This is a genomic window from Halopseudomonas laoshanensis, assembly GCF_008365385.1.
Taxonomy (GTDB): domain Bacteria; phylum Pseudomonadota; class Gammaproteobacteria; order Pseudomonadales; family Pseudomonadaceae; genus Halopseudomonas; species Halopseudomonas laoshanensis.
The window spans coordinates 58,140-81,255 of record NZ_QOVF01000006.1 but is presented as its reverse complement, the minus strand read 5'-3'; the positions used below and the strand labels follow the sequence as shown (position 1 = coordinate 81,255).

22 protein-coding genes are annotated in these 23,116 nt (G+C 59.3%); 10 read left to right on the top strand and 12 right to left on the bottom strand.

The annotated features are described in order from the left end of the window. Positions 1-21: 21 nt before the first annotated feature. The 9 genes from yejK (at position 22) to DT594_RS15795 (ending at position 7,416) form a co-directional block, all read left to right on the top strand. Entirely contained in the window at positions 22-1,029 is a 1,008-nt protein-coding gene (yejK, locus tag DT594_RS15835) for a nucleoid-associated protein YejK (protein WP_149333722.1), read from the top strand. Between the two features lie 257 nt (positions 1,030-1,286). Next, a complete protein-coding gene (locus DT594_RS15830; RefSeq protein ID WP_149333721.1) occupies positions 1,287-2,477 on the top strand; it encodes a PepSY-associated TM helix domain-containing protein in 1,191 nt (396 codons plus the stop codon). Further along, positions 2,474-3,016 (top strand): thiamine pyrophosphate-binding protein, encoded by a 543-nt coding sequence (locus DT594_RS15825; protein ID WP_149333719.1) that lies wholly within the window; start codon positions 2,474-2,476, stop codon positions 3,014-3,016. The genes DT594_RS15830 and DT594_RS15825 overlap by 4 nt, the downstream gene beginning before the upstream one ends. Beyond that, positions 3,016-3,336, top strand: a complete 321-nt coding sequence (locus DT594_RS15820) for a hypothetical protein (RefSeq protein WP_096344721.1) — start codon at positions 3,016-3,018, stop codon at positions 3,334-3,336. The genes DT594_RS15825 and DT594_RS15820 overlap by 1 nt, the downstream gene beginning before the upstream one ends. Then, on the top strand, positions 3,333-3,899 hold the full coding sequence (locus DT594_RS15815; RefSeq protein ID WP_149333717.1) for a DUF6162 family protein: 567 nt from the start codon (positions 3,333-3,335) through the stop codon (positions 3,897-3,899). Before DT594_RS15820 ends, DT594_RS15815 begins: the two co-directional genes overlap by 4 nt. 16 nt (positions 3,900-3,915) lie before the next feature. Beyond that, positions 3,916-4,845, top strand: coding sequence for a metal ABC transporter solute-binding protein, Zn/Mn family (locus tag DT594_RS15810; protein ID WP_149333715.1), 930 nt, complete (start codon positions 3,916-3,918; stop codon positions 4,843-4,845). After that, positions 4,842-5,612: a metal ABC transporter ATP-binding protein gene (locus tag DT594_RS15805; protein ID WP_149333713.1), complete on the top strand. Its 771-nt coding sequence runs from the start codon at positions 4,842-4,844 to the stop codon at positions 5,610-5,612. Before DT594_RS15810 ends, DT594_RS15805 begins: the two co-directional genes overlap by 4 nt. Further along, on the top strand, positions 5,609-6,508 hold the full coding sequence (locus tag DT594_RS15800; protein ID WP_096344717.1) for a metal ABC transporter permease: 900 nt from the start codon (positions 5,609-5,611) through the stop codon (positions 6,506-6,508). Before DT594_RS15805 ends, DT594_RS15800 begins: the two co-directional genes overlap by 4 nt. Next, positions 6,505-7,416, top strand: a complete 912-nt coding sequence (locus DT594_RS15795; protein WP_149333711.1) for a metal ABC transporter solute-binding protein, Zn/Mn family — start codon at positions 6,505-6,507, stop codon at positions 7,414-7,416. Before DT594_RS15800 ends, DT594_RS15795 begins: the two co-directional genes overlap by 4 nt. Before the next feature lie 27 nt (positions 7,417-7,443). Here DT594_RS15795 and DT594_RS15790 read toward each other — a convergent pair whose 3' ends face one another. The 8 genes from DT594_RS15790 to DT594_RS15755 form a co-directional block, all read right to left on the bottom strand. Beyond that, positions 7,444-8,778, bottom strand: a complete 1,335-nt coding sequence (locus DT594_RS15790; RefSeq protein ID WP_178091544.1) for an MFS transporter — start codon at positions 8,776-8,778, stop codon at positions 7,444-7,446. Beyond that, positions 8,771-9,580 carry a class D beta-lactamase gene (blaOXA, locus tag DT594_RS15785; protein WP_149333709.1) on the bottom strand — a complete coding sequence of 270 codons (810 nt, stop codon included), beginning with the start codon at positions 9,578-9,580 and terminating at the stop codon, positions 8,771-8,773. The genes DT594_RS15790 and blaOXA overlap by 8 nt, the downstream gene beginning before the upstream one ends. Before the next feature lie 56 nt (positions 9,581-9,636). After that, on the bottom strand, positions 9,637-10,398 hold the full coding sequence (locus tag DT594_RS15780; protein ID WP_149333707.1) for an ABC transporter permease: 762 nt from the start codon (positions 10,396-10,398) through the stop codon (positions 9,637-9,639). Next, on the bottom strand, positions 10,395-11,360 hold the full coding sequence (locus DT594_RS15775; RefSeq protein WP_149333705.1) for an ABC transporter ATP-binding protein: 966 nt from the start codon (positions 11,358-11,360) through the stop codon (positions 10,395-10,397). Before DT594_RS15775 ends, DT594_RS15780 begins: the two co-directional genes overlap by 4 nt. Positions 11,361-11,436: 76 nt before the next feature. Further along, on the bottom strand, positions 11,437-12,048 hold the full coding sequence (locus DT594_RS15770) for a hypothetical protein (protein ID WP_149333704.1): 612 nt from the start codon (positions 12,046-12,048) through the stop codon (positions 11,437-11,439). Positions 12,049-12,192: 144 nt separating this feature from the next. Beyond that, entirely contained in the window at positions 12,193-13,416 is a 1,224-nt protein-coding gene (locus tag DT594_RS15765; protein WP_149333702.1) for an SLC13 family permease, read from the bottom strand. 172 nt (positions 13,417-13,588) lie between these two features. Then, a complete protein-coding gene (locus DT594_RS15760; protein WP_149333700.1) occupies positions 13,589-14,524 on the bottom strand; it encodes a glutathione S-transferase family protein in 936 nt (311 codons plus the stop codon). A gap of 13 nt (positions 14,525-14,537) precedes the next feature. Beyond that, complete coding sequence (locus tag DT594_RS15755) at positions 14,538-14,864, bottom strand: GIY-YIG nuclease family protein (protein ID WP_149333856.1); 327 nt, start codon at positions 14,862-14,864, stop codon at positions 14,538-14,540. Between the two features lie 110 nt (positions 14,865-14,974). Between DT594_RS15755 and DT594_RS15750 the strand changes: the two genes are divergently transcribed. Continuing rightward, positions 14,975-15,457, top strand: a complete 483-nt coding sequence (locus DT594_RS15750; RefSeq protein ID WP_149333698.1) for an asparaginase domain-containing protein — start codon at positions 14,975-14,977, stop codon at positions 15,455-15,457. 9 nt (positions 15,458-15,466) lie between these two features. Here DT594_RS15750 and tldD read toward each other — a convergent pair whose 3' ends face one another. Genes tldD through rng form a run of 4 tightly spaced genes read right to left on the bottom strand, consistent with a single transcriptional unit; the run spans position 15,467 to position 23,095 of the window. Then, positions 15,467-16,909, bottom strand: a complete 1,443-nt coding sequence (gene tldD, locus DT594_RS15745) for a metalloprotease TldD (protein ID WP_149333696.1) — start codon at positions 16,907-16,909, stop codon at positions 15,467-15,469. Continuing rightward, positions 16,902-17,762, bottom strand: coding sequence for a carbon-nitrogen hydrolase family protein (locus tag DT594_RS15740; protein ID WP_149333694.1), 861 nt, complete (start codon positions 17,760-17,762; stop codon positions 16,902-16,904). Before DT594_RS15740 ends, tldD begins: the two co-directional genes overlap by 8 nt. Position 17,763: 1 nt before the next feature. Further along, complete coding sequence (locus DT594_RS15735; protein ID WP_149333692.1) at positions 17,764-21,621, bottom strand: YhdP family protein; 3,858 nt, start codon at positions 21,619-21,621, stop codon at positions 17,764-17,766. Positions 21,622-21,637: 16 nt separating this feature from the next. Continuing rightward, positions 21,638-23,095, bottom strand: a complete 1,458-nt coding sequence (gene rng / locus DT594_RS15730; protein ID WP_149333690.1) for a ribonuclease G — start codon at positions 23,093-23,095, stop codon at positions 21,638-21,640. Positions 23,096-23,116: the final 21 nt, after the last annotated feature.

The following is a 23,116-nucleotide window of genomic DNA, read 5'->3' as shown; positions in this document are numbered from 1 at the left end:
CCCCCGATCAGAAGAGACACCATGCCCATCGATAACAGCATCGTTCATCAGATTCACAAAAAGCCTGACGGCCAGCCCGCCAGCCTGACCCTGCGCGAAGCCGAACTGGCCAATTCCGAAGCGCTGGAGCAACTGCTCGCCGGGCTGATCGAAGCCTACAACAGCAAGCCAAACAAGGCCTGGGGCTACTTTCACGAGGAGAGCGGCGCCTACCCGTTCAGCGGCTGGTTGCAGCAACTGATTGATCAGGAACTGGACTTCGTCAACTTCACGGCCAGGGCCAGTGAACAGCTGAAAACGCTGATGGAAGCTTCCAACCTGGCGCTGGGTGGGCATGTGCTGTTTATCCGCTACCGCCAAGGCATGACCGCCTTCCTGGTGATTGCGCTGCTCCATCATACCGAAGGCGTTACCGTGACCGATAACCTGGACGTGGCCGCCGCTCGCCACCTGGACCTGTCTGCGTTGAACATGGCCGCCCGCATCAATCTGACCGAGTGGAAACAGAACGCCAGCTCCAAGCAGTACATTTCCTTTATTCGCGGGCGCAGTGGCAAGCGCGTATCGGATTATTTCCGCGACTTTATTGGCTGCGTGGAAGGGGCTAATCCCGAGGAAGAGACCACTACCCTGCTGCAGGCCTTCCAGGATTATGTCGGTGAAGCTGACATGGAACCGGTGGTGGTCAAAGACAAGACCAAGGCGATGAGCAGCTACGTCAGCGGCCAGGCGCGCCAGGGCGAGCAAGTCGCGCTGGAGGAGCTGTCCGGACTGATGGATGAGGCGCAGCCACGCGCGTTCTATGACTATATTCGCAACAAGGATTACGGCTTGTCACCGGAGATCCCGCCGGACAAGCGCACGCTGAACAACTTCATGCGTTTCTATGGCAAGGCCGACGGCCTGTCGATCAGCTTTGAAGCGCACTTGCTCGGCGAGCGCGTAGAGTATGACGAGTCCGACGATTCGCTGGTGATCAAGCATCCGCCCAAGGGATTGGTGCAGCAGTTGCAGAAAAAGAAGCTTTAACTCCGCGTTACGGTCCCCAGCCACTTCAAACTCAGCTCCATCCAGCCCGGTCTGCTTGCTCAGCAGAAGCCGGGCAGGGCTTTAGTCCGCCGCTCTCAACACCCCCTTAGCCTAATACTTTTGTTGTTTCCGCTTGATTCAACGCCTCACTACAATCTAGAATGATAATCTTTATTATTAAGATTTGAATGCAGAGTATTCTACCGGCGCTGCCATTCGATCATCTTTTTCGTTTTCAACACTTGGTTTACAACCCCATGGCTAAGAAGTCGCAGGCTCGCACCTGGTTTCTCGTTCACAGCTGGCTGGCATTGCCGGTCTGGTTCTTTCTGCTGATCATCTGTGTAACCGGCACGCTAGCCACCGTAAGCCAGGAAATCATCTGGCTGGCCAACCCGGATGTGCGCGCCAACAAGCCTTCTGACGACGCCCAACGCCTTACCCACGGGCAGATCATAGACGCTATAGACCAATCTGCGCCCGAGGTCATCGTGCGCTCAATCCGGCGTCCGGATGAAGGCCACTTTGCCTTGAACGTCCAGGCTACCTACCCGGACGGCAGCTCACCAACGCTCTACGTCAACCCCTACACTGGCGACATCCAGGGCGTCAGCCCACAGTTCGACTTCCGCCAATTTACTCGCGCGCTGCATGGCTGGTGGCTGGTGCCCTTTACCAACGGGTTCAGCTGGGGCTGGTATCTGGTCTCGTTCATGGCTTTGCCGATGCTGGTGTCGTTGATCACAGGTTTGGTGGTGTACAAGCGCTTCTGGAAGGGCTTTCTCAAGCCCAGATTACGCTTTAACCAGGGCGCACGGATCTTCTGGGGCGACTTCCATCGTCTTTCCGGCATCTGGTCGATCTGGTTTATCGCCGTTATTTCAATAACGGGGATGTGGTTCCTGGTGCAAGCGGTGCTGTTCGACAATCAGATTTCCATCTCCACCGAAGGCGTTCCTCCGGTGATTGCGCGCGATGTAGTGCCCCTGGCTGCTTCTGCAGAGGCAGTTCCGCGCATCGGACTGGACCAGGCCGTAGCGATTGCCAAGGAGCGCGTTCCCGGATTGGATGTCAGCTCGGTGAGCCTGCCCGGTTACGCCTACGGGCATGTGTCGATCAGCGGACGCGGCAACTACCCGTTGATGTTCCAATCGGTCGAGGTCAACCCGTACACCGGCGATGTGGATAAGGTCCGCCTGCTCAGTGACCGCAGCGGATTGGAATTCGTAACAGAGTCCATGCGGCCGTTGCATACCGGCGATTTCGGCGGCCTGTGGGTCAAGCTCATCTGGTTCGTGTTTGGCCTGATTCTGAGCATGATGGTGCTCAGCGGCCTGCTGATCTGGAGCAAACGCACTGCCAAGGCCACCGCTGCTGTGGTCAGCAAACGCAAACCGACGCGCCAGAGCGCCTCCAGCCTTGAGCACACACCGGTGAATCAATCATGAGCAACGCTGTTTCGTCCTCCCAACCTTCGAAGCTGAGCCTTTTCTGGCGCCGCTGGCGGTTTCATATCAACATCCTGTTGGTGCTGATACCGCTGGGCTTTATGCCCAAGTACTTTCAGGACGTCGCCCTGTTTCGCGGCGAAAGTGGCTTGGGCGAGCGGGAAATCGGTGAGGTGCAGGTCGGCCCGTGGAGTCTACGCCTGGCGGAATTTCGCGAACTCCCCCCGCATCTGGAAGGCCCGGCGGGCTATATGAAAGCCTTCAACGCCGCGCTGTGCGAGGAATGCATCAGCCAGGTCAAGGCGACTTACCTGCGCGTGGGCAAGCCGCGCAGCCTGCGCGCCGCCGGAGCGCTGTTCTTCGGCACGCCTTATCGCATGGGTGCCAGCCTGCCGGTACCCGAAGACACGCCGACCGATGCGCAATTATGGATCACCATGGAGGGCTGGGACGGTAGCGTCCACCAGGCTCCCCTAGACCTCGCTACTGCTTCGCCAGTCACTTTGGCCTGGCTAGAGAAAACAGGAGATACGCTCTGATGAAAACGATCAATCAACGCCTGCTCATGCTGCTCGGCATGGCCTTGTCGCCTCTGGCTTTGGCGCACAATCCGATCTGCCAGTGCGAACCCGGCAGTGAGGATGAAATCGTCTGCACTGGCGGCTTCTCCGATGGTAGCGGCGCGCCTGGGGTTACCCTGGATGTAATCAGTTACGACGAAGAGGTGCTGGTACCCGGCAAACTGGAAGACGACTCGCGGTTCAGCTTCAAGCGCCCGGATGGCGAGTTCTACATTCTGTTCGACGCCGGCCCTGGGCACGTGGTTGAAGTCGACCACACGGATATTTCCGGCCTATGACCGCTCAGGTAATACGCCCTGCCGGCGCTGGGCATGAGACGCTCTGGGTACTGGCGCTGTGCTTGCTGATCCTGTTGGGGGCCAGCGCTGTGGTGCTCTCGCATGCCAAGGCCGATATTGAAAGTGACATTGCCGATTACCAACTGGACGCGCGGATGGATCTGACCGCAGCCGAACAGGGCGTGCATACCGACCTGGGTGTGGCCTTCGAGGAGATGCAGTGGTACCTGAGCGAACAGGGCCAACTGCCCAGCCCCACCGAACTGGCCGACGAGGGTTTCCCGCCGTTTATGGATGATGCCAGTGCCAGCAACCGGGGCAGTCACCAGTGGCAACGTTTGCAACTCGGAGCGGAAACCTTCTATCTGGGCCAAAGCCAGGCGCAGGATATTGCCGGCACCTTCCTGCTTTGGCCGCAGACTAGCGACGCCGAGATATGGCTGACCCGTGATGACGACGTTACTTTGCCCACTACCTTGACCACCGAGCATTTGATTGCCTCAGGCTGGCGGCAAGTCGTTGCCCATTTCGATGCTGGCGTCACCCGCCAACATCGCCACTGAACTGGACTCCCTAACTATGTCTTTTCCGCGCCCCTTACGTCGGCTGCTGCTTTGTCTACTAGTCACGTTAAGCACCACCACCCTCTCCTCCTTTGCCCATGCTGCCGATCCGCAACGTTTGCGAATAGGCATAACGCTGCACCCCTATTACAGTTTTGTCAGCAATATCGTCGGTGATCTGGCGGATGTGGTCCCGCTGATTCCCGCAGGATTCAATCCGCATGCGTACGAGCCTCGCGCGGAAGATATCAAGCGGATTGGCGAGCTTGATGTGATCGTACTCAATGGCGTCGGCCATGATGATTTTGCCGACCGCATGATTGCTGCCAGTGAGAAGCCGGACATCCCGTTGATTGAGGCCAACGCCAATGTGCCGCTGCTCTCGGCCACCGGCATGGCCGCGCGCGGCGCGGGCAAGGTGGTCAATCCGCACACCTTCCTGTCGATCAGCGCGTCAATTACGCAAATCAATACCATTGCCCGTGAACTGGGCAAACTCGACCCGGCCAACGCCCGAGCCTATAGCCAGAACGCCCGCGCCTATGGCAAACATCTGCGAACCCTGCGCGCCGAAGCGCTGACCAAATTGAGCCAGAACAAGGGCGCTGAGCTGCGCGTTGCCACCATTCACGGCGCCTACGATTACCTGTTGCGCGAGTTCGGCCTGGAAGTCACTGCGGTGGTCGAGCCGGCCCACGGCATAGAGCCCAGCCCCAGCCAGCTGAAAAAGACCATCGATCAACTGACTGATCTGGACGTGCAGGTGATTTTCTCTGAAATGGATTTTCCCTCAAGCTATGTCGACACCATCCAGCGTGAGTCCGGCGTGAAGCTCTATGCGCTGACGCATATTTCCTATGGGGAATACGAAACGCGGAAATACGAAGAAGAAATGGCCAAAAACCTGGATACCGTGGTGCGCGCCATTCAGGACAATAATCCATGACCGCATGCGAGCCTCTGCCCGTAGGCGCGGTGCACGGGGATATTCGCGGCCCGGCGATTCACTTCAATGCTGTCGATCTCGACCTCGGGCGCACGCGAATTCTCGAGCAGGTCAGTTTTCAGGTCACCGCCGGCAGCATTCACGCACTGGTCGGACCCAATGGTGGCGGCAAAAGCTCGTTGATCAAGACCCTTCTCGGCCAGATGCCCCACCGCGGCGAACTCAGCCTGCACTGGCCAGCCAGCCCCGGCACTATTGGTTACGTGCCCCAGGCCATGGAGTTTGATCGTGGCCTGCCGATTACCGTGGACGATTTCATGGCCGCGATGTGCCAACGCAAGCCCGCCTTTATGGGGCTGTCAGCCAACCACAAACCGGCGATTGAACAGGCCCTGAGCCGCGTAGGCTTGCTCGACAAGCGCAAACGTCGTATGGGCGCGCTGTCCGGCGGCGAGCGTCAACGGGTGTTGCTGGCCCAAGGCCTGGTGCCTGAAGCTCAATTACTGGTACTCGACGAACCCATGTCGGCATTGGATGAGCCGGGTGTGCAAGTCTTCGAACAACTGCTCGCCGACTGGCGCCGCGCCGGCACTACCGTGCTCTGGGTGGAGCACGATCTGCAGGCCGTCAGCCGCCTGGCGGACCGCGTCACCGGGCTCAATCGCAGTGTGCAGTTTGACGGCGATCCGCAACAATTGCTCGACCCCGAATGCGTGCTGAAACTGTTTTCCAGTCATCCGGCGCGCGCCGTGGAGGCTCAACGATGAGTTTTGAAGCTCTGCGCGAAACCATTCAGGCCTGGAGCAGCGCGGGTTATCTGCCCGAAGCCCTGGCCTATGGCTTTATTGTCAATGCGCTGCTGGCCGGCTTGCTTATCGGCCCGGTGCTGGGCGGCCTGGGTACGCTGGTGGTGGTCAAACGCTTTGCGTTCTTTTCCGAGGCGGTGGGGCATGCTGCGCTGACCGGGGTGGCCATCGGCATTCTGCTTGGCGAGCCCTATACCGGCCCCTATGGCAGCCTGTTCGGCTACTGCCTGCTGTTCGGCATTCTGCTCAACTATCTACGCAACCGCACCGGGTTGGCGCCGGATACGCTGATTGGGGTGTTTCTTTCCGTATCCCTGGCAGTCGGCGCCAGCTTGCTGCTGATTCTCGCCGGCCGCATCAATATCCACATTCTCGAGAACGTGCTGTTCGGCTCGGTATTGACGGTCAATGGCCAGGACCTGGCGGTACTTGCGGTGGTGTCGCTGCTGGTCATGGGCCTGGCCTTGCCGATGTACAACCAGATCATGCTCGCCAGTTTCAATCCACAGCTGGCCAGTGTGCGCGGCATCCGCGTGCGTGCGCTGGATTACCTGTTCGTGATTCTGGTGTCGATGGTGACCGTCGCCGCAGTCAAGGTGATTGGCGCGATTCTGGTTGGCGCACTGCTGGTGATTCCGGCTGCCGCAGCGCGGCTATTAAGCCAGTCACTCAAGGGCTTTTTCTGGTTATCCGTACTGATCGCTACCTTCAGCACCCTGGCCGGCATTTTTGTGCCCATCGCCCTGGATCTGCCGATCCCGTCCGGTGCTGCCATTATCATCACTGCCGGTATCATTTTCGCGCTCGCGGCTATCGCCCGCGGAACGCTGCCCAGCCTCAAAGGTAATATTGGATGAATAAATCTATTGTCTGTCGCCCGGCTATCGCGCTGCTTGCCGCTGCCTGGCTCAACGCCGCAGTGGCGGCGGATGACGCCGATCGAATACAGGTACTGGCGACCTTGCCGGTAACTTATGGTCTGGGCTCCATGCTGCTCGCGGATAGCGATGTCGAGCTGATTCGCGCAGCACCTGAGAGTCTGCCAGCCAGTCGGCAGCCCTCGTATTTTTCCGGACGCGGTGCCAAGGGGCTGGACAAGGCTGCCAGCCAAGCGGATGCAGCCATTACGCTGCGCTCGCTCTGGCCGGAAGACCCGCTTTATCCGCTGGCGCGGCGCAGTAATATCCGCATTGTCGAGATTGATGGCGCTCGCCCCGTCGACCGGGCTCTGCCAGGTATAGCGCTGCAGCCGGAGATTACTGATCAGCTCGCCAGCCAACCCTGGCTGAGCATCAACAACCTTGGACGCATGGCTGATGTCATGGCCGCTGACCTGGCTCGACTCGCGCCGGCAGATCAGCAGCAGATTGATACTAATCTCGCGCTATTCAAGCAGCGTTTGCTGCAACTCAGTGCGGAAAGTGAAAGCCGATTGGCGCAGTTGAACAACATCACTGTTGTCAGTCTGACCAGTGACGACGACTACCTGCTGAGCGGGCTGAATCTGGACGTCGTGCAGGTTCCAGTGCCTGAGGATGGCAACTGGACGTCGGAGCAGTTGGCTGAACTCAGCACTCAGTTGAGTGCCTACGATGTTGCCGGCGTGGTGGTGGACCGTGAGCCTGACGCAGCGCTCGGCGCAGCCATTGCGGCTGCTGGCAGCAGCGTGATCCTGCTGCCTGAGAGCGAGGGCAATCCGATCGATGTGCTGAGTGCGACCATCGATCAGTTGATCAACACCCTGGCTGAAGACCCTGCCGCCTGAGCAAACAGCAAGACCCAGCGGCCTCGCTCAGGCCGCTTCATCCTGCCAGCGCTCCGCCGCCTCTGCGCCACGGGCTTCACGCATCGGCAATATGCACAGGATAGCCACCACAAACAGCAGCAGACAGAACACAATGGCATCTGCCAGGCCGAAGCCCCACTGGATGATGCCCAGGCCGAAGATACCGAATACCGCAGCCAGTTTGGACGCCATACCCCACAGACCGAAAAATTCCGCCGCCTTGCCCTTGGGCGTCAGCACGCCGACCAGCGCGCGGGTGGCCGATTGCGACGAGCCCAGACTCGCCCCAGCCAGCACCCCCGCGATCAGGAATACATACTGCGCCTCCCAGAACACACCGAACCAGTTACCGATGAGGACGGTCAGAGCCGGCGTCTGCCAGATGGCCATGATCGCCACCAGCCACAGCGCCAGCGTAATCAGGTAGGTGGTACGGGCGCCGATATGGCTTTGCAGCCAGCCAAACCCGACCGCGCCCAGGGCTGCGGTAATCTGTACGATGATGAACATGTAAACGCGCACATCTTCATCCCAGCCGATCACTTGGGCGCCGTAGATAAACGAGAAGGCGATGATGATGTACACACCGGCCATGGCGAAGAACACTGACACCAGCAAATAGCGCAGGTCCCGAAAATACTGGACCTCGCGCCAGGTCGTCAGTACCCGGCGTACGCCGATGCTCAATAGGCTTTCGCCGGTGGGCGCCGGACGTGGCGCGCCGCGCTCCTTCAGCCACAGAAAGGTGGGAATCGCCGCAATCAGGAAGAACGCGCCGGCAAAGGGACCGACCCAGCGCACGGTGTCGTAGTTGTCCGCAGACACCTCACCGAGAAACAGCAAGGCAAAGATCGCCGCAACCAGCCCGCCGATATAGCCCAACCCCCAGCCCAGCCCCGAGATCCAGCCCAGCGCCTTGCGCGGCCCCAGATCAGGCAGGAAGCTGGCGATAAAGCCCTCGCCTATGGAATAGGCAAAATTGGACAGGATGATCAGCAGCACGGCGAGCGTCAGCCAGCCAGGCTCAATGATATACAGCAGCGCGGTGGTGATCACCGTCAGCAGGTAGCTGGCAAACAGAAAGCGTTTACGGCTGCCGGTGTAATCCATGATCGCACCGCACAGCGGGTTCGCCACCACGACCAGCAGATAACTCACCGCCAGCGCCAGGCTCCAGAGCAGATTGCCCAGGCGATAATCCGGCGCATCGCCGACAATTACCCGGGTGAACAGATCACCGTAAATCACGGTAATGATCAGCAGCGTATAGCCCTGATTGGCGAAGTCGAACATGGCCCAGCCGAAGATCTCGCGCTTGGGGGCCATTGGCGTTTCAGTCATTCGCCTCTCCCGGCAGGGCTTCTATCGAGGTCAATATTTCACGGGTAATGGCCTCGCGCTTGTACAGATCGTCCAGACGATGGGGCGTATCGATATTCAACGCAAAGAACACCGGGCCGGTCGGCCACTCAACCCAGCCGACCCACCAGCCGTGTTTTCCTTGCCAGCCGGTTTTGGCACGCAAGATCCAATCCGGGCCGGCCTGGTTTATCATCACATCCTTGACCAGCCGCTGGTGTTGCATCTCGAAGGGTAATTGATTGCGATAGAGCTTCTGCAGGAACAGCACCTGTTCATAAGCGGAAATCGCCAGTTCGCCATCAATCCAGTAGGGGCCGCTGTCGACGCGCGGATCGGCATTGCCGTAATCGATGCGCTCCAGATAGTTGCGCGCCTGCCCCTCACCCAGCTTGGCCGCGAACTGCTCATACACCCAGACCGCAGAGTTACGCATTGAGGAGCGCAGATCCTGATCCTGATTGTGTGGTGCAAAGCTGCGCTCCACGCCGTCCCAGGGGAACACATGAAACTCATCGCGTACCAGGCCGGCATCCAGCGCCATTAGCGCATGGGGGATCTTGAAGGTGGAGGCCGGCGAATAACGCCGCTCAGCACGCTCAGGGTCAACCACCCAGATCTGGCCAAAGCCCCGACGCTGATCGGCTACCACAATGGTCCCCGTAGCCTCGAATTTTTCGAACACTGCAGCCCAGTCTGCCCGCTTTTCAGGCGCAGTATCTGCCTGGACCCAAGACGCGAGCAGACATCCCAGCAACACAGCTAGAAAAGGATACTTGAACATCAAAAGCCTCTCATTCCGAGGTTGGGTCGATAGTGAGTTCGTATTAGCGCGCCTAGTTAAGGCTTGAGCCGGTAGCCGGTCTTGAACACCAGCCACACCAGGCTCAGGCAGATCAGCAGAAATACCAGAGTCATGCCCACACTGACGCCGATGTGCACATCGGCTACGCCGTAAAAACTCCAGCGAAATCCGCTTATCAGATAGACCACCGGGTTGAACAAGGTGACCGTCTGCCAGAACGGCGGCAACATGGTGATCGAATAGAAACTACCACCCAAAAATGCCAGCGGCGTGACAATCATCAGCGGAATGATCTGCAGCTTCTCGAAGCCATCCGCCCAGATGCCAATGATAAAACCGAACAGGCTGAAGGTAATCGCCGTCAGGATCAGGAAACCGAGCATCCAGACCGGATGTTGGATCTCGTAGGGCACGAACAGCCGCGCCGTCATCAGGATCAGCAGACCGAGAATGACCGACTTGGTCGCGGCAGCCCCTACGTAACCGATCACAATTTCTGCCGGCGACACCGGCGCTGACAACACCTCGTAAATGGTGCCGGTGAATTTAGGCATGTAGATACCAAACGACGCGTTAGAAATGCTTTCGTTCAGCAACATCAACATGATCAGCCCGGGAATGATAAAAGCCCCGTAACTTACCCCGTCAATCTCCGCCATGCGCGAGCCGATGGCGGCGCCAAAGACAACGAAATACAAAGACGTAGAGATTACCGGCGAGGCGATACTTTGCAGCATGGTGCGGCGCAGACGCGCCAGCTCGAAACTGTAAATCGCCCAGATACCATAAAAATTCATGAGGCCACCTGTGCTGAGGGAGTGGTAACGGCTGAGCCGCTACGGCCGTTAACCAGTTCGACAAAGATATCTTCCAGTGAACTCTGGCTGGAATGCAGGTCCTTGAAATCGATCCCTTCCTGCGCCAGCGCGCGCAACAAGCCGGCGATGCCGGTCTGCTCTTTGAGCGCGTCGAAGGTATAAACCAGTTCATAGCCCTCGTCGGTGAGGCTCAGGGGAAATTCAGCGAGGGAAGCCGGGATGGTCAGCAATGGCTGTTGCAAATGAATACTCAGTTGCTTGGTACCCAACTTGCGCATCAGCGCGGCCTTGTCGTCAATCAGGATGATCTCGCCCTGGCGAATCACGCCAATCCGATCGGCCATTTCCTCAGCTTCTTCGATGTAATGCGTCGTGAGGATGATAGTGACGCCACTTTCCCGCAGCCGCCGTACCATTTCCCACATATCGCGCCGTAGCTCCACGTCGACGCCAGCGGTGGGCTCGTCGAGAAACAGCACATCGGGCTCATGGGACAAGGCTTTGGCGATCAGCACCCGGCGCTTCATGCCGCCGGACAAGCCCATGATTTTTTCGTCGCGCTTGTCCCACAGCGACAAATCGCGCAAGACTTTCTCCAGATGCGCATCATCGCGCTTCTTGCCAAACAGGCCGCGACTCAGACGCATGGTCGCCCATACCGTGTCGAACATGTTATTGGTCAACTCCTGGGGAACCAGGCCGATGGTTTTGCGCGCGGCACGATAATTCCGCACGATGTCGTGACCATTGACCAGGACCTGGCCGGAGGTGGCGTTGACGATACCGCAGATGATACTGATCAGGGTGGTCTTGCCGGCGCCGTTAGGGCCGAGCAGAGCAAGTATTTCGCCACGGCGGATGCTGAGGTCGACACTCTTGAGCGCCTGAAAACCCGACGCGTAGGTTTTGGTCAGACCACTGACGGTGATAATAGGGTCCACTGGGCCTCCTTGAAGCTGGCTAGCGAAATTCCTCTATCTTCTCATGTCCGCGCCCGAAGCGCAGACATGTCCGTCGTTATTCGAGATAGAGCGTGGGATGACTTATTTCCGAATCTGTCGACGCTGAGTCGAAGGGTGCCCTCTCCTCCTCCATACACACGCCATGACGCAGCAGATAGAGGCCATTCACAGCACGTACCAGACCAGGACTGGTACGAGTAAAAAAGATGCCTGCCGCTTGGCGATCTTCTTCAGAATCCAGCGGCAATAGCTGAGCGCGCGCTTTGATTGCATCAAATATCTCCAGTCCCTCGTGCAGATCACGCTGCGCCGAGTGACAGACAGATGTCGATGGCAAGGTCGCAAAGTCAGTCTTAAGGCGCGCGATTTCAGCCTGGTAGACCGCACGGCAGCGGCCCAACTGCTGCAGAAAAGCGCTTTTGTGCCGGGGCTTTACCAGGCCGTCAGCCATGGCATCGGCCAAGGCTTGCTGAAACTCCGCTGCGGGTGCCGCGCACAGACGCTGGGCGTCCACGCCGGGAGCTACTGCAGACGATGGCTCATCACTGGTGTCAGTAAGCGGTGGGGGGTCGGCGGCGAGGAGCGGGCTGCTCATCGGCAGCGTGAATAGCAGCGCTGCCCCTACACCTGCCCAGAACCCTTTGGCCTGATATGAAATACGGATCACAACACCCCTGATATTGGATTGAATATTTTCCTGCGAACGACCGATCAATCAACCCATGCATCCAGAGCTTTTCGACAGCGGTTAGTGCGCCAATTTTAAGGTCCGGGCAGGGCCTTTACCAGACCCCAGGGGTTCGCAACCGGATTAGCCGCCGGCAGCGATAGTCAACCAGATACCAGCCAGCAACATGGATATCAAGGTCACTGGAACGCCGCTGCGGGCGAAATCGATGAATCCCAGCCTGACGCCCTGGCGCCTTGCGCTTTCCACCACGATGAGGTTTACGACACTGCCAATCAGCAGAAAGTTGCCTGCCAAGGTCGACATCACCGCCAAGCCGATCAAACTGGCATCACTGAGATCGGGCCATAAGCCCAGCAGCAAAATAACAAAGGGCACATTGCCGATCAGGTTACTCGCTATCAGTGACAGGCCTGCCAGGGCCGCCACGCTTTCCGGCAACTCGCCACCCACGGTCAGGCTGTGGGCGAACTGAGTCACTTGCGGAATAGCCGCCGCAGCGCCGGTCACCAGGAACAGGCCGATAAACAGCAGCAACAGGTTCCAATCGACCTTTTCGACGTACCTATGGCTGTCTACCGTGCGCGAGAGCATGACCAGAACAGCAATAGCCAGCGCAGAATATTCGCGAGGGAACGGCAGGGAGAACAGCAGGATCAGAGCCAGCGTCGCCAGCATAGGCTTGTAGCGGTAACTCTGATGCGGCATCGCCTCGCTGACGGCGTTCTGCGACCGCGGCAGGTATGTCCAGCCATGCCGCCATTGCCACCAGATAACCGCGTAAACCACCGTCAATGCCATCAACGCTGGTACCGCTGCCACCAGTGTATAGCTCCAGAAATCCAACCCGCCAGCTTGGCCAATAAGAATATTCTGCGGATTGCCAATCAAGGTCGCGACCGAGCCGGCGTTGCAGGCCAGCGCCAGCGCCAGCAGGAACGGACGTGGATCCAGGCCACGTTGGCGAAGGGTTCGGCACAACAAGGGCGTCAGCGCAAAAGCAACGATATCGTTCACCAGGATCGCCGAGAGCAGTCCGCCCATGGCGACCACGCCAAGCAACAGCAATTCCGGCTTTTGCGCGTGCCGGTCGAGGAGCTCGGTCAGCCGTGTATAAGCGCCAGAGAAATCGAACTGCGCAGACACCAGCATCAACGCAAACAACAGCAGCAACGCGCCGCCATCCAGATAGCCCATGGCCTGAGCCGGCGACATCGCCCCCGACAACAGCAGCACTGTCGCTGCCGCGACGGCGATCCAGGCGCGGTCCACGCGTAGCCCTCGGATTCCACCCACAGCCATGCCAAGGTAGGTCACTACAAACGCGATCAGTATCAACCAGGTCATGACCAGGTTCCGTCAAGGGATGGCAAAAAACAGACAACCATCGCAATACAACAGTTTGCGAATCGGTCTGACGCATTGAAGGCCTTGAACAACACAGTCGTCAGCCAAAAAAATCCCCCCATCTGCAACGCACATGGGGGGATTTTATGACCCGGAGGTCTATTACCAGCGCTTAAGCCGCGCTGATCTTGAACCCGTAGCGCGGGAAGTGCACCTGCACCAGCCCGGCACGCTCGTCTTCACGGGAAATGACGATTTCTTCGGCGTCTTCGAATACCAACTTGCCGGCCACTTCTTCAGTCCCGTAATCGACTGCGCTGACAGTGACCTGCTGGCCAGCAGTAAACCCGCCTGGGCTGACAAAATCAGTCGCGGGCATGCTTTCCGGGGTCGCTTCCTTCGCTATTTTGATAGCTTCGGCGGACTCCATGGCAGTGGAGGAACCATGACCGAAATCGGCCATGCGCGCCATCCAGGCCTTAACCGCCGGATAACCTTCCAGGACTTCTGCCACTGCCTTGTTGCTGGCGACAAACCAGAGCGCATGGTAATGGGCAAAATCCGCTACGCAGGCCTGGTCGCCAAGCAGAAACTCACCATCGCGGTCGAGCTGAGTCTCCAGCCGGCCAATCAAAGCGGGCCACTGCGACAACGCTACCGCAGAGTCCAGACGGCTGGCTGTGCCGCCAGAGAACAGGGCTTTGCGATCGGCCATAAAGCCCTGGACCATAGCCTCAGGCGCGCCGGCAAAGCGCGCAGCCAGGCCCTTGGGCTGAAAATTGATCGCCACACCATGCTGAAACAGCACCTGGTCGGCAAACTGCGCCAGACCGGCCGCAGCGGCCTCTTTGCCTTCCGGGAATAATGCTGGGGTGGCTTTTTCACGTTCCAGGCGGCGGGCGATCAACGCGGTGTCACAATAAATATCGGCGCCGATCTGCAGCACCGGGGTCCTGCGATACCCGCCCGTTAATGCCGTCAGGTCAGGCTTGGGCATTACCGCAGGGATCATTACCGAGTGCCATGCCAGCCCCTTGAAACCCAGCATCAAACGGGCCTTCTCAGCAAAAGGGGACTGCGGATAGTGATGCAAAATCAGATCGGTCATCGGAATTCTCCTGTCAAAGTGGATCCAGCTTAGCGCGTGCGTCGGATGCTGCACAGCTACTCGCAGCAATTGATAGCTCGGCATCGAACTGACTGATCAGTCGCTCCTTGGTCGCCTTCGCCAGCGCCTTTACGCTGCGCTCCTGACGCAACGCATCGGAGTGGTCGGTACAGCGCTCAAACCACACCAGCGCCACCGCCGGGCTACGATTAAAAAAGCGCGCGCCTTTGCCGCGCTGGTGCTGGAGTAGCCGGCGATGCGGATCGGTACTGATGCCGGTATACAAGTGGCCATTGGCAGCGCGCACCATATAAACCCACCAGACTTTCTCGGCACCCATTGGGGCAGACGTCTGCTCGGGGCTTCCGGCACCATGTTCGGCGTGATGTTCAGGGCTGTGTTTGCTGTTGGGCACAGGCATACTAGCTATCTGGAACCTTGGAGTAAGCCATGTTTATACAGATTTTCAGCACCGGCGGCACCCTGGACAAGGTCTATTTCGATGCCTTGAGTGAATACCAGATTGGCGATCCGGTGGCGCCGGAGCTACTTGATCAGGGGCGTGTCGGCTTTGACTATGCGGTCGAGTCATTGATGAAGAAAGACAGCCTGGAACTGGACGACACCGACCGCAGGTTGATTCACGACAAAATCAAAGCCTGCCCGCACGAGTATATTCTGATTACCCACGGCACCGACACCATGACGGTGACCGCAGCCGGTCTGGCCGATATCGACGGCAAGGTGATAGTGCTGACCGGTGCCATGCAGCCTGCGCGCTTTCGCGATTCCGACGCGCTGTTCAATCTGGGCTTGGCGATCGGGGCCCTGAACACCTGCCAGCCGGGCGTGTATATCGCCATGAGCGGCCGGGTATTCCCCGCCGACGGTGTTCGCAAGAACCGCATCGCGGGGCGCTTTGAGGAGCGTTAGTGAGCCAACTCAGCCGGTACCGCCGACGGTGATCTGATCGATCTTCAGCGTCGGCTGACCGACACCCACTGGCAAGGACTGACCGTCCTTGCCACAGGTGCCCACGCCGCTGTCGAGTTTCAGGTCATGGCCGACCATGGACACGCGGTTCATCACTTCCGGGCCGTTCCCAATCAGCGTCGCGCCTTTGACCGGCGCGGTAATTTTGCCGTCTTCGATCAGATAGGCTTCGCTGGTAGAAAATACGAACTTGCCGCTGGTGATGTCCACCTGGCCACCGCCCAGATTGGCGCAATAGATGCCCTTCTTGACTGAGCGGATAATATCTTCCGGATCGCTTTCGCCCGCCAGCATATAGGTGTTGGTCATGCGTGGCATCGGCAGATGGGCATAGGACTCGCGGCGACCGTTACCGGTGGCTGGCACGCCCATCAGCCGGGCATTCAGTTTGTCCTGCATATAGCCCTTGAGAATGCCGTTCTCGATCAAGGTGGTGCAGTTGGTCTGATTGCCCTCATCGTCCACGCTCAATGAGCCACGCCGCTCGGGAATAGTGCCATCGTCAACGATGGTACACAGGCTGGAGGCGACTTTTTCACCGACCCGGCCGCTGTAGGCTGAGCTGCCCTTGCGGTTGAAGTCACCTTCCAGACCATGGCCTACCGCTTCATGCAACAGCACGCCGGACCAGCCCGGGCCCATGACCACGGGCATCGCCCCTGCTGGCGCCGGTATCGCTTCCAGATTGACTACCGCCTGACGCACCGCCTCACGGGCATACCCGAGAGCGCGCTCCTCGGCTTCGAAAAACCGGTAATCGGTGCGGCCGCCGCCGCCAAAGCTGCCACGTTCACGCCGGCCGTTGTGTTCGATGATGACGCTGACATTCAGGCGGATCAGCGGACGGATATCCCCTGCCCAGGTGCCATCACTGGCAGCGACCAGCACGGTGTCATGCACACCACCGAGGCTGACGCTGACCTGGGTGATACGCGAATCCAGGCTGCGCGTGTAGGCATCCAGACGTTGCAAAAAGGTCACCTTGTCAGCCTGGGGCATCACATCCAGCGGGTTGTCCGCTGCATAGAGCGGCTGACTGTTGCCACGATTCCACGCCTGCACACTGCCCGCCTGGCCAGCGCGCGCGATGGAGCGTGCGGCTCCAACCGCCTGACTCAAGGCTGGCATGCGGATGTCATTGCTGTAGGCAAAGCCGGTTTTTTCGCCGGACTGAGCACGCACGCCGACGCCCTGGTCGACATTGAAACTGCCATCCTTGACGATACCGTCTTCCAGCACCCAGGACTCGCTGATCTGATGCTGAAAATACAGATCGGCCGCATCTACGCCCGGGGCGGAGACGATTTGACCCAGCACATTGGCAATGTGGTCGGGACTCAGTTCGGCCGGCATCAACAGACGGCTCTCGACTTGTGCGAGCAGATTACTCATGCGTTTGGGACTCCTTGGCTGCCGGGACAATAGTGTCCACAGCGGCAAAACGACGGTGCTGTAGCACGGGCATCCGCCCGCGCACAGACTCAAGATATTCCGGGTCCAGAGCGCCAATAACCACGCCCTCACCCTGGTCCATGCCGGCCTGGATATCGCCCCAGGGGTCGACAAGGCAACTGTGACCAAAGGTCTCACGCCCCCCCGGGTGAAGCCCACCCTGGTTGGCGGCCAGTATGTAACACTGAGTTTCGGCCGCCCGCGCGCGCAGCAGAATATCCCAGTGCGCCGCGCCGGTAACGGCAGTGAAAGCCGAGGGCACGACAATCAGTTCAGCACCCGCACGACGCAGCGCCAGGTACAGCTCGGCAAAACGCAGATCATAACAGATGCTCAGTCCGACTCGACCGACCGGTGTATCGATGCACACCAGTTGATCGCCGTAGCCATAATCGCGCGATTCCTGATAGCTGCGCTGATTGTCGGCGACCTCCACATCGAACAGATGCAGCTTGTCGTATCGGGCCACTTCGCGGCCTTGATCGTCGAACACCAGGCAGGCCGCCATGGCTTTGCCGCCAGGCTGACGCGGCAGCGGAATACTGCCGCCGATCAGCCATACCCCATGGCGCTCAGCCTGGTCGGCTAAAAATTGCTGGATCGGTCGGGCACCGCTGGCCTCTTCCTCCGCGACGCGAGCCAGATGGGGGCTGCCAAACAGCGCGAAGCATTCCGGTAACAACAGCAGACGCGCACCTTGCGCGGCGGCGCGGGCGATCAGCTCGCCAGCGCGGGTCAGGTTCGCGTGCACGTCCGGACCGCTGATCATTTGTATGGCTGCCACTTGATGCATCTCAGTCCTCCTCCAGGGCGGCTTTGTTATCAAACGCGCGGTCGAACTCCACGCTGGGTTGTTTCCAGTCGCCACTGATCTTGTATTTCACCGAGGCGAAGCGCGCTACCCGGTCACCGAGAATCTTGTCAGCGATGAACAGCGCACCGCCGATATAGGGCGCACCAACCAGCAGCGCGGCCAAGGGCAGATTATTGGTCACCGGCAAGGTGACCAGCAAACCCATGTCAATCTGGTCCGCCGCCAGGTCCAATTTGCCGTCCAGTTGCAGCTTGGCGCCAGGGCCATCCATCACCAATGGGCTGACGGTGTGCATGGTCCCATCGGTGAACACCAGGTCACCGTTCAAAGTATCGTAAGCGGTACCACTACCGAACAGATCACTGAAATCCAGGCGCAGGCGCCGGGTAAAGGCATTGAAGTTCAGCAGGCCGAAAATGCGCAATGCATCAGCACCGCCCTCACCGCTCTGTAGCGCGCCGTCCTTGGCCTGTAGCTGGAGCTGACCGGTGCTGCGGCTGAGAGCGAAAAAGATGGGCGAGCCGGGCCAGCTCAAATCGGCCTGCATGGCAAAACTGTCGCTGGTCAGTGTGGGCGCATAGTGCCAGGCTTTCAACACATCACCCATGTTGTCAGCGCGCATCTGTCCCTTGAAGTGGCTACGTGGCCCCGTTTCCCGCCAGTCCAGCTCGCCGGTCAGCTGCAAGCCACGCAGATTGACGCTCAGATCACGAATTTTTGCCCCTGACGCGTCGGGCCGCAGACGCATATCCACCGCACCCACCGGCTCACCGGCCCAATAGAGTTGGTCAATATGCAGATCCACCGGCGGGAGCGTGCTCGGCTTGACCATGCGCAGGCTGTCCTCGGGCAGCAATGGTTTGGCCAATGCATCATCTGTCTGGGCTTCGGCCGGACGCTCAAGCTGCAACCGTTGCAAATTCACCTGCAGTGGCTCGGATATGGCATCGGGCAACGTCACCTGGCCGCGAATACGCGCCTGGTCGATATCAAACAGCCAGCCGCTGTCAACGCGTACACCTGTTACCGCGAGCCGCTCCAACTCTTGGCCGAAGCCGGAGAAGCGTTCAGCGCGCAGATCCACCGCGCTGACTACCTCGCTCGCCGTACCGCGCAACGGCTGCAGCTCCTTCGCTTCCGGCAGCGCAAACTGATGGGTTTCCCACCAGCGTTGCCATTCATCCAGATCCAGATCATTCAATCGCGCACGAATATTAAGCCCCGAGGCACTCCCAGCAGATGCCAGCTCGGTGCGATAGGCCAGCTCACCACTCGGCGCACCATCGACCACCTGTAGTTGCCCGGCAAGATCCGCTCCCAGCCTGAAATCCCAGCGCTGGCGCTGCTCATTCAGACGTAGGGTCAACGTGCTCGGCAAGCGGCTCGCGGCCGGCTTGGCCAGGGGACCGGGCAAATCCAGACTGACGCCTTCCAGGTCGCTGCTTATCTCGATGCGCTGCTGCCCGGTGCCCAGCGTCACCGTGCCCTGCCAACGCGTTGCGCCGTCGACCAATCCGGCCGGCATGGCCGCAAGTAACGGCCAGCCACGCAAGTTATCCATGCTGTGCCGTCCGCTAAGTTGCACACGCTGCTCACCGACCACGCCGTCAATGCTTCCGCTGACAGGCCCACCCAGCACCTCGGCTTTGAGGTCCCGGGCTTTGATCCCCTGCTGCAGATCAAACGCAAAATCCCCGGTGACCTTGGTCAACGGCGTTTGCAGCTGGGGTATCAGCAGCTGATCTGCCTTTGCCTGCCAATTGATCTGTATCGATGGTGCCTGCTGCCCCTCAAGCGGGAGCGTCAGAGCGATATCGCCACTCAGCTCGCCGGCGCCCTGCCAGCCGTTTAAAGGATCACCAGTAGTTTGGGCCAGAGGCGTGTCCTGCATGATCGTCAGGGCATTGGTCAGCGGCCCTTCGGCATGCCCGGAAATACTCAACAACACGGGCGCTTGGGCGTGTTCACGCCGCGTGCTGACCTTTACGTCGCTCAAGCGGGTATCCAGCAGTTGCGCTTCGGCGGGCTGGATATCCAACTCCGTATTGTTCAGCCGCACTACGCCATGGACCTGCTCCAGCCTGGGCCAGCCCGGACGAAACGCCAAACTGCCCTGTTCGACCTGCAGGTACAGCTTTAGCTGGCGCTCATCTGGACCGGCGCCGCGCAATAGTGATCCCTGATACTGAAACACCGCCAGCGGCACCTGGCCCTGAAACTCTGCAGCGGCCAACCATTCGGCCAGTTTTGGGCTGAACCCGGTAGCGGAGGTCGGCAGGTAACGGTCGGCATACAGGGCATCGCTATCGCGCAGGGACACCTGGAGGTCCATGTTCGGAACGCCACCCGGGGGCGGAAGCTGCAAGTTGAGATCAACTGCTATAGGTCCTTCCTCGGCGGTGACCTTCAAGCCCGAGGCATCCAGGCCCAGGCCGGATTCTCGCGACCATTGCCAGGCCATTTTCCCCTGTAAGCGCTCAAACGCCCAGGCTTGCGGGAACAGCCGCGGCAAGTGCATGCCCCAGTCATGACTGTCGACGCGCAGCTCTCCGGCGGCAGCGCTGCCAGCCATCGTACCGCTGATACCGTTCAGCGCAGGAACACCTTCCCAGGCCTGCACCCCGATCTGATCCAGAGCAGCGTCGATGTGCAGGCCGTCGAGATCCTTCAGATCGGCAGTGCCGCGCAGGTAAATATCACGCAGGAACCCAGTTGGATTGAGCGTCGCAAGGCGTTCGCGCTGGCGATCTTCAGCGATAAAAGGGGGTAACAATTGGCTGAGCAGCGCTAGCGGCAAGCTGTCCATGCGTAGTTGCCAGTCGCCCTGCGCGGTGTCCCGTTCCAGTTGCAGACGGGTTTGAGGCCAGGCACGCTCATCCAGGCGCAACATCAGGTTATCGACCTGCACACGCTGCGTAGCACCCTGATGGAAACTGAAATCGGCGAGCAAGTCGCGGATCAGCGGCACCGGCTGATCAGTCGCCATTTGCAGCCTCGGCACCACGACCTGACCTTGCATCGCTTGTAATCGCTGCTCACCCCAGTTACCCCAGAAGCGCCCGCCCGCGACCAGCTCTTGCAAACGGGCAGACTCCAGCAGATTGGGCGGCAGATAGCGCGACCAGTCCAGCGCAGGCAACTCAAGGAAGAAACTCAGCTGGGTCTCTTCCCAGCGGCGAAATACCTCGGGTGCATTGGCCTGCAGACGGATCTGCTGACCGTCAGGTAAGCGCACCTGGGCATCCAGTCGCTGCCAGTCAGCGCCATTGAGCAGCGTCAAATCACCATTGCGAAAAAGCCACTGCGGCTGCGCATAGGGGCTGATCTGAATTTGCGTATTCAGCAAGGTGATCCGCCGCTGGTCGAAGAGCAGTTCCAGTGCTTGGTCCAGACCCAGCTGACTGGTCTGCATGTCACCCAGCCCATAGAGCCGCCAGCGGCCCTCGGCATTCTCTACCAACTCCAACGCCAAGCCCTCGACTTGCAGCGCATCCATCACCAGGCGCTGCTGCCAGAGGCTGGACCAGATGTCGATCCTGGCGGTAACGTCTTCCAGCGCAAACAGCACCGGACTGTCCGGACTAGCATCCGCATGCACCTGCAGACCGCGCAGGCTCAATACCGGATGAGCGCCCTGCATTTCGCCGGCAAGGCTATCGAGCAGAATGTAGCGACCGGTTTTCTCTTCGGTCCAATCGAGCAGCTGCGTCTGATAATCGGCTATCGCTGGCACAAACTGACGGCCCAGGCTGACGTAGGCAGCGGCCAACAGCAACCAGGCCACCAGCAGCACGATCAGCCCATCCAGGGTACGCTTTAACCAGCGTTGCCAGCGCATTGAGGTCAGCCCTTCATCACATCAGCACCACGTCATATTGTTCCTGGGTATAGACCGTCTCGACCTGAAACTTGATCGGGCGCTCGATAAAGATCTCCAGATCGGCAACATGCCCGGATTCCTCATCCAGCAGGCGGTCGATCACCGACTGCGACGCCAGCACCATATAAGCGCCGGCCTGATAGGCTCGCGCCTCCCGCAGAATTTCACGGAAGATTTCATAGCAGACGCTTTCCGGGGTCTTCTGAATCCCGCGGCCCGAACAACAGGGGCAAGGCTCGCAGAGAATCTGCTCAAGACTTTCACGCGTGCGCTTGCGCGTCATCTGCACCAGGCCCAGCTCGGTAATACCGATGATATTGGTCTTGGCGTGATCACGCTCCAGCTGTTTTTCCAGCGTGCGCAATACCTGGCGCTGGTGTTCTTCATCTTCCATATCGATGAAATCGATAATGATGATGCCGCCCAGGTTGCGCAGCCGCAGCTGCCGGGCAATCGCCGTGGACGCTTCAAGGTTGGTTTTGAAGATGGTTTCTTCCAGATTGCGATGACCGACAAAAGCCCCGGTATTCACATCGATGGTGGTCATGGCCTCGGTCTGATCGATAACCAGATGGCCACCGGACTTGAGCATGACCCGCCGTTCCATGGCCTTCTGAATTTCGTCTTCTATGCCATACAGATCGAAAATTGGCCGTTCACCCGGGTAGTGCTCGAGAAATCCGGATACCGCTGGCATCAGCTCCTGTACAAACACTTCGATCTTCTGGAAGGTTTCGCGCGAATCGACCCGCACCTTTTCCGTACGCGGGCTGACAAGATCACGCAGGGTGCGCATCGCCAGTGACAGGTCCTCATAGATGACCGAAGGCGAAGGGGCAGCCTGAATCTGCTGCGAGATCTGCAGCCACAGGCGGCGGACATAGCGAATATCGGCGAGAATTTCATCTTCACGGGCAGCTTCGGCGGCGGTGCGCAGAATAAAGCCCCCCGCCTCCTCGATCCCTTCAGAAGCAACACAATCGGCCACGATCTGTTTCAACCGCTCGCGCTCGCTCTCTTCCTCGATTTTCAGGGAAATACCCACATGCGGCGTGCGCGGCATATAGACCAGAAACCGGGATGGAATCGACAAGTGGGTGGTCAGGCGCGCGCCCTTGGTGCCAATCGGATCCTTGGTCACCTGCACCACCAGAGCCTGGCCCTCGTGCAACAAGGCGGTGATCGGCTCTACCGCCGAGCCTTCACGCTCGGACACCTCGGAGGCATGAATAAATGCGGCGCGTTCCAGGCCGATATCAACGAAGGCTGCCTGCATCCCAGGTAATACCCGGACCACCTTGCCCTTGTAAATATTGCCAACAATACCGCGACGCAGCGTGCGCTCGATGTGCACTTCCTGCAGCACGCCGTTTTCCACCAAGGCGACCCTGGTTTCCATGGGCGTGACATTGATCAGTATTTCTTCGCTCATGCGCTCTCCAAACCAGATCGC

Excerpts from the sequence above, each read along its gene's own strand:
- yejK (WP_149333722.1), top strand. The coding sequence starts at position 22 with ATGCCCATCGATAACAGCATCGTTCATCAGATTCACAAAAAGCCTGAC.
- DT594_RS15825 (WP_149333719.1), top strand. The coding sequence starts at position 2,474 with ATGAGCAACGCTGTTTCGTCCTCCCAACCTTCGAAGCTGAGCCTTTTC.
- DT594_RS15740 (WP_149333694.1), bottom strand. The coding sequence starts at position 17,762 with ATGCATCAAGTGGCAGCCATACAAATGATCAGCGGTCCGGACGTGCAC.
- DT594_RS15735 (WP_149333692.1), bottom strand. The coding sequence starts at position 21,621 with ATGCGCTGGCAACGCTGGTTAAAGCGTACCCTGGATGGGCTGATCGTG.
- DT594_RS15760 (WP_149333700.1), bottom strand. The coding sequence starts at position 14,524 with ATGACCGATCTGATTTTGCATCACTATCCGCAGTCCCCTTTTGCTGAG.
- rng (WP_149333690.1), bottom strand. The coding sequence starts at position 23,095 with ATGAGCGAAGAAATACTGATCAATGTCACGCCCATGGAAACCAGGGTC.
- blaOXA (WP_149333709.1), bottom strand. The coding sequence starts at position 9,580 with ATGTTCAAGTATCCTTTTCTAGCTGTGTTGCTGGGATGTCTGCTCGCG.
- DT594_RS15755 (WP_149333856.1), bottom strand. The coding sequence starts at position 14,864 with ATGGGTGCCGAGAAAGTCTGGTGGGTTTATATGGTGCGCGCTGCCAAT.
- tldD (WP_149333696.1), bottom strand. The coding sequence starts at position 16,909 with ATGAGTAATCTGCTCGCACAAGTCGAGAGCCGTCTGTTGATGCCGGCC.
- DT594_RS15780 (WP_149333707.1), bottom strand. The coding sequence starts at position 10,398 with ATGAATTTTTATGGTATCTGGGCGATTTACAGTTTCGAGCTGGCGCGT.
- DT594_RS15820 (WP_096344721.1), top strand. The coding sequence starts at position 3,016 with ATGAAAACGATCAATCAACGCCTGCTCATGCTGCTCGGCATGGCCTTG.
- DT594_RS15750 (WP_149333698.1), top strand. The coding sequence starts at position 14,975 with ATGTTTATACAGATTTTCAGCACCGGCGGCACCCTGGACAAGGTCTAT.
- DT594_RS15800 (WP_096344717.1), top strand. The coding sequence starts at position 5,609 with ATGAGTTTTGAAGCTCTGCGCGAAACCATTCAGGCCTGGAGCAGCGCG.
- DT594_RS15815 (WP_149333717.1), top strand. The coding sequence starts at position 3,333 with ATGACCGCTCAGGTAATACGCCCTGCCGGCGCTGGGCATGAGACGCTC.
- DT594_RS15795 (WP_149333711.1), top strand. The coding sequence starts at position 6,505 with ATGAATAAATCTATTGTCTGTCGCCCGGCTATCGCGCTGCTTGCCGCT.
- DT594_RS15810 (WP_149333715.1), top strand. The coding sequence starts at position 3,916 with ATGTCTTTTCCGCGCCCCTTACGTCGGCTGCTGCTTTGTCTACTAGTC.
- DT594_RS15830 (WP_149333721.1), top strand. The coding sequence starts at position 1,287 with ATGGCTAAGAAGTCGCAGGCTCGCACCTGGTTTCTCGTTCACAGCTGG.
- DT594_RS15805 (WP_149333713.1), top strand. The coding sequence starts at position 4,842 with ATGACCGCATGCGAGCCTCTGCCCGTAGGCGCGGTGCACGGGGATATT.
- DT594_RS15765 (WP_149333702.1), bottom strand. The coding sequence starts at position 13,416 with ATGACCTGGTTGATACTGATCGCGTTTGTAGTGACCTACCTTGGCATG.
- DT594_RS15790 (WP_178091544.1), bottom strand. The coding sequence starts at position 8,778 with ATGACTGAAACGCCAATGGCCCCCAAGCGCGAGATCTTCGGCTGGGCC.